Source organism: Nitrosomonas sp., from assembly GCA_031316255.1.
Lineage (GTDB): Bacteria > Pseudomonadota > Gammaproteobacteria > Burkholderiales > Nitrosomonadaceae > Nitrosomonas.
This window is the reverse complement of the sequence record JALDQW010000001.1, coordinates 3,345,883-3,359,521: the sequence shown is the minus strand read 5'-3', so window position 1 is coordinate 3,359,521 and position 13,639 is coordinate 3,345,883. Positions and strand designations below refer to the sequence as shown.

Genomic DNA, 13,639 nt, shown 5'->3' with positions numbered 1-13,639 from the left:
TCATGGCAGTCTGGTATTTTTTCTGGACGTATTCAGAATGCGTGGGCAGCTGTTGTTGAGCCCCGTTTCGGCTAAATGCACTAAAGATTCTTTAACACCTTTTGTCTTTAGTAATTGTCACCCTTTTTCAATACAAAGCTCATGCCGGGCTGAAATAAAATCCTCAACCTGTTCGGGGGACATTGGTTTGCTATAGAAGAACCCTTGTGCAAAGTTGCAGCCATGTTTTTTCAGGAAATCCAGTTGCTCCCGTGTTTCAACGCCTTCCGCGACAATTTTCATGCTCAGGCTTTGACCCAATGCAATAATTGCCTTTGAAATGGCAACATCATTGGTATCGTAGGGTAGATCGGAAATAAAGCTGCGGTCGATTTTCAGTGTGTTGATAGGATAACGTTTAAGATAGCTCATGGATGAATAACCCGTGCCGAAGTCGTCAATTGATATCGAGAACCCCAGATTATTGAGCGCTTCCAGTTTATCGAAAGTCTCCTTGGAATGATCCATCAAAATGCTTTCGGTTAATTCGAGATTTAATAAATGATAGGGCCATTCAGCCGTTTGTGCGATTTCGACTATGCGTTCAACAATGTCGTGCTTTAATAATTGCCGTCCCGACAGATTTACACTGATTGTACCCTCGAATCCGAAGTTTTCCCGCCAGTGTTTACCCTGTAAGCAGGCTTCATAAAAAACATGTTCGCCGATGGGTATGATGAGCCCGGTTTCTTCGGCAATCGGGATAAAGTCTGCGGGCTGTACAATTCCGAGTTCGGGGTTGTTCCAGCGCACCAGTACTTCGAATCCTACTATTTTGTTTGTGCCAATTTGTATAAGCGGTTGATACAGCAAAAATATTTCTTTAAGTTCCAGAGCGCGCCGTAATGCGTTTTCCAGTGTGAAACGTTTCATGCTCTTATGATCCATGTCCGGTTTATACATCAGGAAATGATTTTTACCGCGATTCTTGGCGCTATACATCGCATTATCCGCATTCCGGAGTAATGTCGGTATGTCGGAGGCATCGGCGGGACAGAAACTTGCGCCTATACTTGCGCCAATAAATACTTCCTGTCCCTGCAACATAAATGGCTGAGAAAGTAATTTGATCATTCTGTTGGCGATATATTCGACCTGCGAGATATCATCGGTATGATCAAGTATCATCGCGAATTCGTCGCCGCCTATACGGCACAAAGCATCACTGCCGCGTAGTTCCTTGCCGAGCCGTTCGGCTACGGCCTTTAATAACTCATCGCCAACATGGTGACCAAGCGTATCATTTACATTTTTAAAATCATCAAGATCAATGAGTATGACGCAGCAACTGGTGTTATGTCTCAGCGTCGAAATCACGACATTCTCCAGTCTTTCTTTAAAAAAGTGACGATTGGGCAAATGTGTGACGTTATCGTAGAAAGCCAGTTGCTGCAGGCGATCTTCAGCCTCCCTGCGGCGAACGAGTTCGGCGTCAAGCTTCACCTGATGAGACTGGATTTTGTTCAGCATGGTGTTAAAACCGGATGCCAGTTCTCCCAGTTCATCCTTGTTGTCGAGATGAAACCGTAAGGAATAATTATCCGTACTGGATATCAGCCGCATCGATTTTGTAAGCCCTACGATGGGACTGATTAAATAGGTCTGCAAATGCCTGAGCATCAAAATGCCGAGCGTGCTCGACAACAATAGTGAGAACAGGGTAAACAGTAGGAATTTGGCAAGCTGGCCGTATATTTTGTCCAATGACGCGCTGATCTGTATCAGTCCCACTTCCCGATTGTTCAGGACAATTGGATAGTCAATGTACACTTCTGAAAAATATCTTTCAAGCGTTGATGTTATATCAGTATTAGAAGCAACGGTATTCTGGGTATATGAGATGAATTCTATTCCGTACTGGTCCAGTACTGTTACATACTCGATATAGGGCGGTAAAGCAGCAAACAACGCTTTGGCGGTTTTAATATCGTTAAACAATATTGCCGGCGCCAGGCTTTCGCCCAGTATGTGGGCTTGATTCTTTACATCCTCTGAAAGACTATTTCTGCTGCTGAAAAACATCACTGTAATAATACTTAACACCAGGATAAACATGGCAACACTCATTGATGCAATGTTTATTATCAGTAGTTTTTTTCCAATACTGGAGTTGCGTAGTAATGACATGTTTTGACAGATTTATTTATATACCTTTCTTGCCAGGTTCAGCAATTTTGAACTGAGTTGCAATCCGGCCTGCTGAGCGGATTGCAAATTAATTTCAAAAACAATGCGTTGATTCTGAATATTCATCCCGATAATTATTCCTTTTTCCGTCCAGCCGGGAATATCCGTTACAGTCAAGACCGGATGATTCTGTGTCATCGTTAAAATAGCTGGAATTTGCGCTATGTCTTCTTCGGAAAGAAATATGACCTGGCACTGCGCTACACCCTGGTTACGGGTGATTTTCTGAATCACAATTTTTTTATCGTCTTGCGTCACTTTGGAAGCAAACTGTTGAAGTTCTTCGCGCAAACGGTCAGAATGCATCGTACAAATCGTCAATGTGTTTTCTGAATATTCCGGCCACCGTGTAAAAACCGTAAAGTTATAGATAAATGCCGCTTTCATAGCATATTCGGGAAAAGATTTCTGTTGCCCAACAGAGTCGGCTGTCCAGCCTAAAAACAAAGACAGGAATAACAGCAAGCAGTATATAGACTTCCCGTCACTTAAATTCATACGTCAATTGCAGCCAATAATTTCGGCTATCCTGTGCGATTGTCGAAAGTGGCGTATTGTAATCAGGCGCCACATGAACATAATTCGTATTGAATAAATTACGAATTGTGAAGGAAATATCCAGATTGGGTATCAGGCGGTTAGTACTCAGCGTGGCATTTGCAATCGCAAAGCCGCCAATGGTGTTGCCCAAATGTGTTTTGCGGCGTGAAACCACCTGAACCTCAACGCCTGTGCGAAATAAGTCTCCATAAACGGGTGCAGTGAAGTTGAATTTACCTAAATGACGCGGAGAATTGATCGCCCAGTTGCCTGCGCCATCTTCGGAATCCTGAAAGGCATAACTGGCGCGGATACGCATGTTATTACGCCAATGGTGCTCGGCTTCTATTTCCAGACCTCTGGCGCGTGCACCATTGGTATTCAGGTACTGTACAAAATCGGAACTATACGGGGTGCTCTGAATGGGTTTTACAGTCGTTTGATGATAAAACGATGCAAGTATCCTGGATTGATTGCTCCAGCGCCGCTCCAATACCAACTCAGCCGCATTGACATGTTCGATCTTTAAATTCGGATTGGGTAAGAGAAATTCACCGTCGGTATAAAATTTTTCAAATGCGGTCGGCGTTCGGTGCGCGCGACTATAGGACAAGCGGACAAAGTGTTCCGGCAGGGGTTCGTAGATTAATGCAAAACGGGGGGATACCGCATTGCCATCATCCGTGAAATAATCGTTTCTTACACCTAGATTGAGCCAAAGATTATTGCGTAAGGTAAATTCATTCTGGGCGTATACGCTTACCGTTTGGCGGCCATGGTCTGAAGATGCGGCGGGAGTGATGATTTTGCGTTGAAAATCATCGCGGAAGGCGACGCCAAAAATTATTTTATGGAAATCGAACCAGTTGCCAGAGAATTTCGCTTCGGTGCCCCATCGCCGGCCAATGGATTCATCCGCCCAGTATTCGCCGCTATACAGGGAATTCCCATGATAGCGATAATCGCTGAAGTCTGTCAGTAATGACAGTTTAAGGTGGTCGCTGAGATCAATATGATATTGGCCTGCAACAAATTTGTTGGTGTCCGTATAAAAATAGTGGGTATTGAAATCAGCGCCATAGGGTGCGGTCGGTATATCCTTATGACGGCGGGAGTGACCGGCTTCGAAAAGCCAGTTTCTTCCTTGCAATTTGGCAAAAAACCGCTGGTTATTCTGTCCGTCCTGGCGACGCGCTATACCGTTATTATTGAGCGGATCACCGTTATCAAATTCGGGAAAATAAAAATTCTGTCCTCGGCTTGTCAAACCCGATGCGGATAGCAGTAAATCCACATCATTGGAAAATTGTTTACCAAATGTCAATCTGGTTTTGCCGGTCAGAAAACTGCCAGCTGACACCGCCGCCTGAGCGCCGTTAAAATCGGCGCCTTTCTTGGTGATGATATTGACGATACCGAAAAAAGCATTATTTCCGTAAGCTACAGAACCCGGTCCGGGCACATATTCAACGCGTTCAATGAGTTCGGTATCGATCAGGCCGCTATGATCGAAATAAGCCTGGTTATATACGTTGTCATTGGCTTGCATGCCGTCGATGAGCAACATGATGCGGCCGCTGTATTCCCCGGGACTGCTGAAACCACGCCCGCCTAAAAAATCATAGGCGCGATCATAGGTAATATTGAGTCCCCGCATGCTGTTTAGAATTTCACCCAACGTGCGGTAACCGTAAGCCTTGATATCATCTGCGGTGACAATGCTGACAGCGGAGGGCGCATCGCTGACCTGGCGGGCAATTTTTGATGCGGTAATCAGTTCAAAGTTTAGGAGTTCTTCCAGTGACGCACCGGCTAAATCGTGTTTTTTATCGTCCGCCAGAGCATTTGAACTGATCAGGAAAAAAATAATCCAAAGAATACAGCCAATATAGCGGTATAACCGATGAGTTGCAGTGCTGTATTTCCTGCTCAGTTTAATATAAATCCGGTTTTTATTCATTAACCAGCAATGACTTATTTACGCAAAAATTGTAGCAGGCGGACGAGAGGGTCAATGCATGAATAATTTGATCAGTAGAAACTGGAAAAAATGATTCAGTGTTTCCGTCAACCATTTTTAATGGCCATGAATGTAGAGCATCCTCAATATCGTGCTGTAAATCGTCAGGATTGTTATGCCATCATCAAGCAAATTCAAACCGGAATCTGGTGTCGGATTACAATCCGGTATCCGCTGAGCACGTCAAGCTATAATCGTTCTACAAAGACAAATTTAGGATGCTTTACGATTTCACGGGATCATACGTGAAGTGACGCTTGAATAAACGTTCTATAAAGCAGGAAAAATATTGCTTTTTCCGATATTTAAATCGCTTTTCGTCATGCTCCGGCTTATGAAACGATAAGGGTTTGCATTAAATCGCTGGCGCGTTAACAGTCTGAGAAAAAATAGCCGGCGGCGATCGATAAAGCTTATAGAATTGCCACGAATTTTGTGTTTGCGTAATTCTGGTTAAAAAAGGTGGTCAGTAATGCCCGATGCAGAAAAGCAATGGCTTAACCTGAATATTGCGCCAGTACGCTTGTTTTAAATTGAACGCACATGCTCCCTTAGCCGCAGAATAACTGCGTCTGCGGTCGCGAGCACGCTCAATTCAAAACAATTCTGCGTTTAAATTCCAGCAACTGGTGCAATATTCAGGTTAACAAACAGGATTTGCTTCAAAGTGTAAAATAATACGAAAACATTTTAAGCAAGCCCTTTTTGCCATGTAAGGGTTTTCTGGCGATATCGACAAACAGTTTTTAGCGTTAATCAAATAGACAATCAATAGGGCATATAAGAATGTTGCGTTGGACTCAAACATTATTGACGGGCTTGTTTTTATGGATTCTGACCCAAGCTGCTTTTGCGAATCAATTCGATCAATCGCATGCCGCATGGAACAAATTACTGCGTGATCATGTTGTCATGATTAATCAAGGCCGGGCGAGTCAAACCGATTACGCCGGGTTTTTGCAAAACAGACAGGCGTTGCAACAATACTTGAAACAATTGTCGGCCGTGAATGAAAAAAAATTTATACGCTGGAGCAAAGCAGAGCAACTGGCATTTTTGATCAATGCGTATAATGCCTTTACCATAGAACTGATTCTGACGCGTTATCCTAAGCTTGACTCGATTAAGGATCTGGGATCATTCCTCAGCAGTCCCTGGAAAAAAGAATTTGTACCCTTGCTTGGGAAACTCCGTTCACTCGATGATATTGAGCATGGCATGATCCGAAACCCCGGCGATTATAACGAGCCACGCATTCATTTTGCAGTGAATTGCGCGTCCATCGGTTGTCCGGCGCTGTTAAATGAAGCGTTTACCGGGGAAAAACTGGAGCAGCAACTCGAAGCCGTCACCAAGGCGTTTCTTGAAGACCGGTCGCGTAACCGTTTTAACCCATCGACCGGACGTCTTGAAGTCTCGAAAATATTCGACTGGTACAGCAAGGATTTTGAAAGTGGCTGGGGCGGATGGCGTTCATTGAAACAGTTTTTGACGCATTATGCAGATAGCCTGACCGATAATGAGCAGGAGAAACGGACAGTTGCCGCCGGTAATTTCAGGGTGCGTTATCTTGATTACGACTGGAAATTAAATGACAAGAAATAGGCATGCTTAAAACAATCGACCATACACTGGTCAACCTGATTTTATTCTCAGCCGGTATAATCGGACTGGTTTTACTGTCTGCCGGAACCCTCAATGCTGGTTCGCAACGGCTGATATTAACGGGCTCAAGTACCGTCGCGCCACTGATCAGTGAAATTGCGCGGCGTTTTGAATCACAGTTTCCCGGTGTGCGCATAGACGTGCAGACCGGCGGTTCATCACGCGGCATCAATGATGTGCGCAAGGGCATTGCCGATATCGGTATGGTATCGCGCGCACTGAAACCGGATGAGGATGATCTGCGCGCTTTTACGATCGCGCTGGACGGCATCAGTTTGATTGTCCATGCGAGTAATCCTGTTGCGTCACTCAGTACGTTGCAGATTGCCGCTATTTTTACCGGAAACATTACTCGCTGGAGTGACGTCGGCGGAACGGATGCGCGCATCACGGTCGTGAACAAGGCGGAAGGGCGTTCTACTCTGGAGCTTTTTCTAAATTATTTTCAACTTAAAAACAGTATGGTCAAGCCGCATATCATTATCGGCGACAATGCGCAGGGCATTAAAACGGTAACAGGCAACCGCAATGCGATCGGTTATGTGTCTATCGGCGCTGCGGAATATGAAGTGCGGCGCGGTGTTCCGGTCCGCTTGCTGGCGCTCGATGGCGTTGACGCTTCGGTAGCCAATGTGCATAACGGGGTTTTTCCATTATCGCGCCCACTTAATCTCGTTACTGCAACAACGCCGTCGAATCTGGCACAGCAATTTATCATGTTTGCACAATCATCACAGGTGCACGATTTGATCAAGGCGCAGTATTTTGTTCCGGTTGATGCACATTGATAAATTGCTTGTCGGGGTTTTACGTACAGGTGCAGCAGTCGCTGCACTGGTCATGCTGCTGATTCTTTCTTTTCTGTTATTTGAATCCTGGCCTGTTTTAACCAAACTGTCTTTACTGCGTTTCGTTACCGATGTGTCCTGGCACCCGCTTGAAGACGCCTACAATTTAATGCCGATGCTATCTGGTACGCTGCTGGCAAGCATGGGTGCATTGATGTTGGCAGTGCCTTTGGGAATGGCTTCGGCTTTGTTTATCGTTTTTTTTGCACCAAAGCATCTATCGTTACTCTATAAGCGGCTCATAGAACTGCTGGCCGGGATTCCATCGGTGGTCTTCGGATTCTGGGGGTTGACGACGCTGGTGCCTTTGATCAATGAATGGCATCCACCCGGGGCAAGCTTGCTCGCGGGCGTGCTGGTGCTAACACTGATGATCCTGCCCATGATTACGCTCACTGCATATACGGCGCTTGCGGCTGTACCGGATGAGTTATTCCGTAATGCAGCCGCGCTGGGGCTATCCCGCTGGGGTATGATTAGTGGCATAGCACTGCCTGCAGCACGTACGGGTATTACCACTGGAATTATTCTTGCCGCAGCGCGTGCGCTTGGTGAAACCATGGCCGTGTTGATGGTTGCCGGAAATGTGGTGCAGTATCCTGAATCAATTTTTGATCCCATTCGCACTTTAGCGGCAAATATTGCGCTTGAGATGGCGTATGCCATGGGCGATCACCGCGCCGTTCTGTTTGTCTCTGGGCTGCTGCTGATGCTGCTGGTGATGGTGCTGTCAGCGATTGCAGGATTACTGGAAAAACACCGCCATGCCTGAAATGGTTCGCAGTCTTATCGGGCAAAAGATGCGTGACTGCGGAGTACAGGCGCTGGTTTATCTGGCGGTGTTGCTGGTCAGTGCAGTGTTCATATGGATATTGGCTGATCTTGTACGCGGCGGTATTGCACATCTTTCCTGGGAGTTCCTGACCGAATCACCGCGCGATGCCGGGCGTTCTGGGGGCATAGCCTCGATTCTGGTGTCTACGGTGCTGATTTTGCTGGTGGCTATTGTTACCGCAGTGCCGCTGGCATGGGCAACGGCGGTATTGCTGGCGGAATTTGTGCCGGTAAACAGCAGGTTCGGCAAGTTCGTTCGTTTCAGTTTGTATGTTTTGGCCGGTGTACCGTCGATTGTATTTGGGTTGTTTGGCAATGCGTTCTTCAGTATATATCTGGGCCTTGGGTTTTCCATTCTTTCTGGCGGTTTGACGCTGGCCTGCATGTTGTTGCCGATTCTGACCAGTACCGCCGAAGCGGGTTTGCGCGCGGTTCCGGAAAATTACCGGCTTTCGGCGGCTGCATTGGGCATGACGCGTACCGCTGCATTGATTCACTTGATATTTCCCGCTGCTGCACCGACTCTGGCTGCGGGCCTGCTGATTGGCGTCGGGCGAGCACTGGCTGAAACAGCAGCGTTGCTCTTTACCAGCGGCTATGTCGATCGCATGCCGGGTTCGCTGCTTGACTCCGGGCGTGCATTGGCCTTGCATATTTTCGATTTATCGATGAATGTGCCCGGTGGCGATATGCCTGCGTTTGCATCGGCACTGATTCTTGTGAGTCTGTTATTATGTATCAATATACTGGCCATGAGACTTGCTTATGGTTTGCAACGCAGGAAAATTATGACATGACTGCCAATCAAGATACCTTTACACTCGGGCCGCTCGAGTCCGGCCCGGCTTGTTGCGTGCCGCAAGCGGTGATTCAGGTAAAAAACCTGTCATTGCAGTATGACGGCAAAATGGCGCTGGATAATGTCACGCTGGACATCTATAAAGGTTGTATTACTGCATTAATCGGTCCGTCCGGTTGCGGGAAAACAAGTTTTTTATCGGCAATCAATCGCCTGACAGACCTGATTCCGGGTTGCGGCGTTAGCGGTCAGATTCTGGTCAACAATCGCGATATTCATCATACCAGCAGTCAGGTACAAGTCTTACGCCGTCAAATCGGTATGGTATTTCAGAAACCAACACCTTTTCCTTTATCCATTCGTCGCAATATCGCATTACCGCTTAACGAACACGGTATCACTCAAAAAGCCGAGGTGTCTGCTGTCACTGAACAAGTATTGCGCGATGTCGGTTTATGGGATGAAGTGCATGATCGTCTGGATGTATCGGCGCTCAGTCTGTCCGGTGGGCAACAGCAGCGGCTTTGTATTGCACGCGCATTGGCGTTGAAGCCTGAAATTCTGCTCATGGACGAACCATGCAGCGCACTCGATCCCATCGCTTCGGGTGTTGTTGAGGACTTGATCAGCCGTTTGCAAGGGCGATATACGATTGTCATCGTAACCCATAATCTTGCGCAGGCCAGACGTATCGCCAACTATGCGGCATTCTTCTGGGTCAAGGAACGCGCCGGTCAACTGGTTGAATTTGGTCGCTGTCAGCATATTTTTGAATCCCCAACTCATGAACTGACGGCGGCATATGTCAACGGGAGCAGGGGATAATCCGGTGCAATGATCAATATCCTGGCAGTTGATTTTTACACATGGTTGATGCCGATGAACACAGTTTGGGTTATTTTGTCTGACATGCCTGATTGAGTCAGGATAATGTAGTGACCTAAAACGCAAATCACTCAGTAATGTGAGGAAACAATGCAGTCTGGTTTTTAATGATTATTACGATACACATAGTGGGAATTTAATGGTCAATTTCAATAATAGAGACATAGAAAAACGTTCGGGCAATTCAGGTAATCATGATGGAAATATTGTGAGATTGATTGTCTGCAGCAATCTGGATGAGAACAGGGCTGCTACCCCAGGATTGCTTGATTACATGTATCCGGGTCATTCTGTTTTGTCGAAAAACAAGGCGGCATTCCACATTGAACCCATGTATTATTTTTTCTCTTCCCGAAAACGGCGTTACATCATTGCTGAATTCGCGATGAACGGCAAAGACAATTTTCAGTCATTAGCTTTTGCGGCATCGGTTGCGGATGTGGTCATTGTATTGGTTGATGCGAACAAGGACTTGCTTGAGCAGACACGTCAACATAGTCATGTGCTTGCAACACTGGGTGTGCGTCATATAGTGCTGATCATTTGCACAACCGGTCGTGATGGTATCGATAAAACACGATTTAACGCCATTTCCTCCGATTATCGGCGATTAATAACGGACAGTGGTTTTGGCGGTGTTCAGGTGATATCGATACCGTTAATGTGTGTTGATCATGTATTTTGTACGGATGATACTTTGTCATGGTATACAGGCCCTGGTTTGAATGAGTCTGTGGATGCTGTTGATGTCAATAAAGATCAGGTGCAAGGTGATTTTCGCATGCCCGTGTTCTGGAAAAAACAATCTGGTGCGCAAAATCGTGTGTATTGCGGTCAGGTTGCTTCAGGTATGATTCGTCCCGGTGATAATGTGCGTGTTTTGCCTTCAGGCATGCAAACAACGGTTAAAGCGGTATTGAACAATGATGCTGAAATGGAGGAAGCGCATGTTGGCGATCTTATAACACTGGAATTGAATGATGCCGTAGATATGAATCCAGGTGATGTCCTGGCTACGGGCACTCCGCCTGAAGTCGCCGATCAGTTCGAGGCTGATCTGTTGTGGATCAGTCATGCCGAAATGATTCCAGGACGGCAGTATGTGTTGAAGCAGGCCAACAGGGAAGTGACAGCTACGATTACAAAGATCAAATATCAAACGGATATTCAGTCAGGTGCGCACCTGGCTTCAAAGACATTAGGGATCGGCAAGTTTGGCCGCGTCATACTCTCTACGGGTTCGCCATTGGTGTTTGAGCGCCATGGGGAAAACCGCAGCTTGAATCAGTTTTTTTTGATCGATCGATTGACTTCGGGCGCGGTTGGTGCAGGTATGATCGATTTCGCCTTGCGCAGGGCCAGCAATATTCACTGGCAGGCTTTGGAACTGAACAAAATCACGCGAGCAAAACAAAAAAAACAGCAGCCCAAGTGTATCTGGTTTACCGGTCTTTCAGGGTCGGGTAAGTCGACAATTGCCAATTTATTGGAAAAACGCTTGCATCAGGAAGATAAGCATACTTATCTGCTGGACGGGGATAATGTCCGTCATGGCTTAAACCGGGATCTGGGCTTTACCGAAGCGGATCGTGTAGAAAATATCCGTCGTGTTTCCGAAGTGGCCAAATTGATGGTCGATGCGGGACTGATCGTACTGGTCAGTTTTATTTCCCCGTTTCGGAGTGAACGCAGCATGGCACGGGAGCTTTTTAACGATGGTGAGTTTATTGAGGTTTTTGTGGATACTGAACTGGAGGAATGCGAACGCCGTGATGTTAAAGGGCTTTATGCAAAAGCACGAAGCGGTGCTTTAACAAATTTCACAGGTATTGACAGTCCATATGAACCGCCTGAAAAACCCGAAGTCCATATCTGGACATCCAAACTGAAACCGGAAGCGGGTATTGAACTGATCATGAATTTGCTTAGATAGTACAGGGCACCTCTAAAAATTCAGAGTTTTAAACAAGACGAGGCGAGAACAAAAAATGTTGACGCAGCATATGATTGATATGTAAGGAGATATTTTTTTTGAACAACAAAGTATTGTGACAAAATATGGATTTTTAGAGATGCCCTAAAGTTTAAAACGGCGAGATGGCTTTAATTGTGAGCCTGCGTATGAATAAAAATTATAGTGTCGGCGCCATAGTTGCATGCATTATTTCTGCGCTGAGTTGTCAGATCCAGGCTGAATCAAAAAACGGATTCAGCCTGGATGGCGCGCTGATTCCAGTTGATGAAATTCATTTCGGGGGGCCGCCGAAAGACGGCATTCCTGCATTGGATAATCCTGAATTTGTGCCAGCGGGCAGGGCGAATTTTTTGCAGCCGAATGATCGTGTGCTTGCGCTGAGACGTAATGGTGTTGCCAAAGCCTATCCGCTGCGAATTCTCAATTGGCATGAGATCGTCAACGACCGTTTTGGCGATGAAGCGATTACGATTGTGTATTGTCCGTTATGTGGTTCAGGCACCGCGTCCAGGGCAAAAATCGGCGATCAATTATTGACATTCGGCGTATCCGGCCTGCTTTACAACAGCGATGTACTAATGTATGACCGGCAAACGCAATCGCTCTGGTCGCAGATTCAGGCGCAGGCGGTAACGGGGCCAATGAAGGGTGCACGTTTGACGGGTGTATCTGTGATACATACCACCTGGAAAGATTGGTTTTTCCGCCATCCAGATACGCTGGTTTTGAGTTTGGAGACTGGATATCAGCGTAATTATGACGCCAATCCATACCAGGGCTACGATCAGGATAACAGTATCATGTTTCCGGTACGTTTCCGCTCGGAAGGCTATCATCCCAAGGAACCGGTGTTGGGTCTTGTGCTCGATGGTAGTGCCAAAGCTTATCCATTTATTGAACTGGAAAAAACAGTCAGTGAGACATCCAACGATGCACCCGTTGAAATCGCCGATGAACTGGCCGGGTATTCCATACGCGTGCGCTATGACGCAACGCATCGCTCAGTTGAAGTATTTGATGAAAAGGGCGAGGCGATACCGGGTGTGACGCTGTTCTGGTTCGCCTGGTATGCGTTTCATCCGGAAACGGCGGTTTACCGGTTTGAAAAATCAAATTGAAATGAACCTCCGGTGTTTCGGGAGGCCGTCTAACCAACAACTAAAATCCCGATTCATCGTGCCGGAAACTTCCCGTAACACGTTTTCAGGACTGACTACTTATCGATTATAATGCCGAGCGCGCCAATTTCAATGATGTCGCCTGGATTTGCAAAGTTTAATCGTAAGCCCAGATTAACCGATCCGGCGGGAAGATAATCCTTGACGATAGAATAATAACAATCTCCATTGGCGCTGATTAAATCAGCTTGGTCATCATGGCGAACAATCGCTTCTCCAGGTAGCATGTATTCTGTTAGACGGACTTGGCTAATATAAGTCCCTTCATAGGGCGCTTGATAACACAAATAAATGCCTTTAATCTCTCCACGCCACATAAAAGGTATGTCTTGACTAATCCACTGTTGATCGCCAGTTGTGTCGGACGTTATTGTTAAATGAGTCTGTGCGACAGAAGGCATCTCCAGAGCAAGACGATCATCGCCTGTTACCCAACCGGTATTTCCAAGAATAAGCCATTTTTCTTCCGCCTTGGCGCCAAACGAAATCGCCATCATGCTGATTGCCAGTACAATAAAAATATTTTTATTCATAATAAAGTCTCCAGAATTATTGAACGTAAAACAATTGTCCAGTTTACTGTGTTCAATATTTGACAAAGTACTGAAAAAGCGCTGAGATTTGTACTTAATCAATCAAATCACTATGCAGATGTTGATGGAAAATTGC

General features: G+C 46.2%; 11 protein-coding genes. 7 read left to right on the top strand and 4 right to left on the bottom strand.

The genetic code is table 11. The features are described 5' to 3' along the window. Positions 1-117 precede the first annotated feature (117 nt). From MRK00_14845 to MRK00_14835, 3 genes are all read right to left on the bottom strand, one after another. Positions 118-2,106 (bottom strand): EAL domain-containing protein, encoded by a 1,989-nt coding sequence (locus MRK00_14845; GenBank protein MDR4518645.1) that lies wholly within the window; start codon positions 2,104-2,106, stop codon positions 118-120. 72 nt (positions 2,107-2,178) lie between these two features. Beyond that, entirely contained in the window at positions 2,179-2,613 is a 435-nt protein-coding gene (locus tag MRK00_14840; GenBank protein MDR4518644.1) for a YfiR family protein, read from the bottom strand. 97 nt (positions 2,614-2,710) lie between these two features. Next, positions 2,711-4,726, bottom strand: coding sequence for a TonB-dependent receptor (locus MRK00_14835; protein ID MDR4518643.1), 2,016 nt, complete (start codon positions 4,724-4,726; stop codon positions 2,711-2,713). A gap of 846 nt (positions 4,727-5,572) precedes the next feature. On the opposite strand from MRK00_14835, the gene MRK00_14830 reads away from it, so the two are divergent. The 7 genes from MRK00_14830 to MRK00_14800 all read left to right on the top strand — a co-directional run bounded on the left by MRK00_14830 (position 5,573) and on the right by MRK00_14800 (position 12,910). Then, positions 5,573-6,391: a DUF547 domain-containing protein gene (locus MRK00_14830; protein MDR4518642.1), complete on the top strand. Its 819-nt coding sequence runs from the start codon at positions 5,573-5,575 to the stop codon at positions 6,389-6,391. Between the two features lie 2 nt (positions 6,392-6,393). Continuing rightward, positions 6,394-7,239 carry a phosphate ABC transporter substrate-binding protein gene (locus tag MRK00_14825; GenBank protein ID MDR4518641.1) on the top strand — a complete coding sequence of 282 codons (846 nt, stop codon included), beginning with the start codon at positions 6,394-6,396 and terminating at the stop codon, positions 7,237-7,239. Then, positions 7,229-8,071, top strand: a complete 843-nt coding sequence (gene pstC / locus MRK00_14820; protein MDR4518640.1) for a phosphate ABC transporter permease subunit PstC — start codon at positions 7,229-7,231, stop codon at positions 8,069-8,071. The genes MRK00_14825 and pstC overlap by 11 nt, the downstream gene beginning before the upstream one ends. Next, a complete protein-coding gene (gene pstA / locus MRK00_14815) occupies positions 8,064-8,930 on the top strand; it encodes a phosphate ABC transporter permease PstA (GenBank protein ID MDR4518639.1) in 867 nt (288 codons plus the stop codon). Before pstC ends, pstA begins: the two co-directional genes overlap by 8 nt. Then, positions 8,927-9,757 (top strand): phosphate ABC transporter ATP-binding protein, encoded by an 831-nt coding sequence (locus MRK00_14810; protein ID MDR4518638.1) that lies wholly within the window; start codon positions 8,927-8,929, stop codon positions 9,755-9,757. Before pstA ends, MRK00_14810 begins: the two co-directional genes overlap by 4 nt. Before the next feature lie 199 nt (positions 9,758-9,956). Next, positions 9,957-11,750, top strand: coding sequence for an adenylyl-sulfate kinase (gene cysC, locus MRK00_14805; GenBank protein ID MDR4518637.1), 1,794 nt, complete (start codon positions 9,957-9,959; stop codon positions 11,748-11,750). A 188-nt stretch (positions 11,751-11,938) separates the two neighbouring features. Next, positions 11,939-12,910, top strand: coding sequence for a DUF3179 domain-containing protein (locus MRK00_14800; GenBank protein ID MDR4518636.1), 972 nt, complete (start codon positions 11,939-11,941; stop codon positions 12,908-12,910). Positions 12,911-13,005: 95 nt separating this feature from the next. On the opposite strand, the gene MRK00_14795 is transcribed toward MRK00_14800, so the two are convergent. Continuing rightward, positions 13,006-13,503 carry a hypothetical protein gene (locus tag MRK00_14795; GenBank protein MDR4518635.1) on the bottom strand — a complete coding sequence of 166 codons (498 nt, stop codon included), beginning with the start codon at positions 13,501-13,503 and terminating at the stop codon, positions 13,006-13,008. Positions 13,504-13,639: the final 136 nt, after the last annotated feature.

Bases quoted from the DNA above. Each gene is read 5' to 3' on its own strand.
- cysC (MDR4518637.1), top strand. From the start codon at position 9,957: ATGGTCAATTTCAATAATAGAGACATAGAAAAACGTTCGGGCAATTCA.
- pstA (MDR4518639.1), top strand. From the start codon at position 8,064: ATGCCTGAAATGGTTCGCAGTCTTATCGGGCAAAAGATGCGTGACTGC.
- MRK00_14825 (MDR4518641.1), top strand. From the start codon at position 6,394: ATGCTTAAAACAATCGACCATACACTGGTCAACCTGATTTTATTCTCA.
- MRK00_14835 (MDR4518643.1), bottom strand. From the start codon at position 4,726: ATGAATAAAAACCGGATTTATATTAAACTGAGCAGGAAATACAGCACT.
- pstC (MDR4518640.1), top strand. From the start codon at position 7,229: ATGCACATTGATAAATTGCTTGTCGGGGTTTTACGTACAGGTGCAGCA.
- MRK00_14795 (MDR4518635.1), bottom strand. From the start codon at position 13,503: ATGAATAAAAATATTTTTATTGTACTGGCAATCAGCATGATGGCGATT.
- MRK00_14800 (MDR4518636.1), top strand. From the start codon at position 11,939: ATGAATAAAAATTATAGTGTCGGCGCCATAGTTGCATGCATTATTTCT.
- MRK00_14830 (MDR4518642.1), top strand. From the start codon at position 5,573: ATGTTGCGTTGGACTCAAACATTATTGACGGGCTTGTTTTTATGGATT.
- MRK00_14840 (MDR4518644.1), bottom strand. From the start codon at position 2,613: ATGAAAGCGGCATTTATCTATAACTTTACGGTTTTTACACGGTGGCCG.
- MRK00_14845 (MDR4518645.1), bottom strand. From the start codon at position 2,106: ATGAGTGTTGCCATGTTTATCCTGGTGTTAAGTATTATTACAGTGATG.
- MRK00_14810 (MDR4518638.1), top strand. From the start codon at position 8,927: ATGACTGCCAATCAAGATACCTTTACACTCGGGCCGCTCGAGTCCGGC.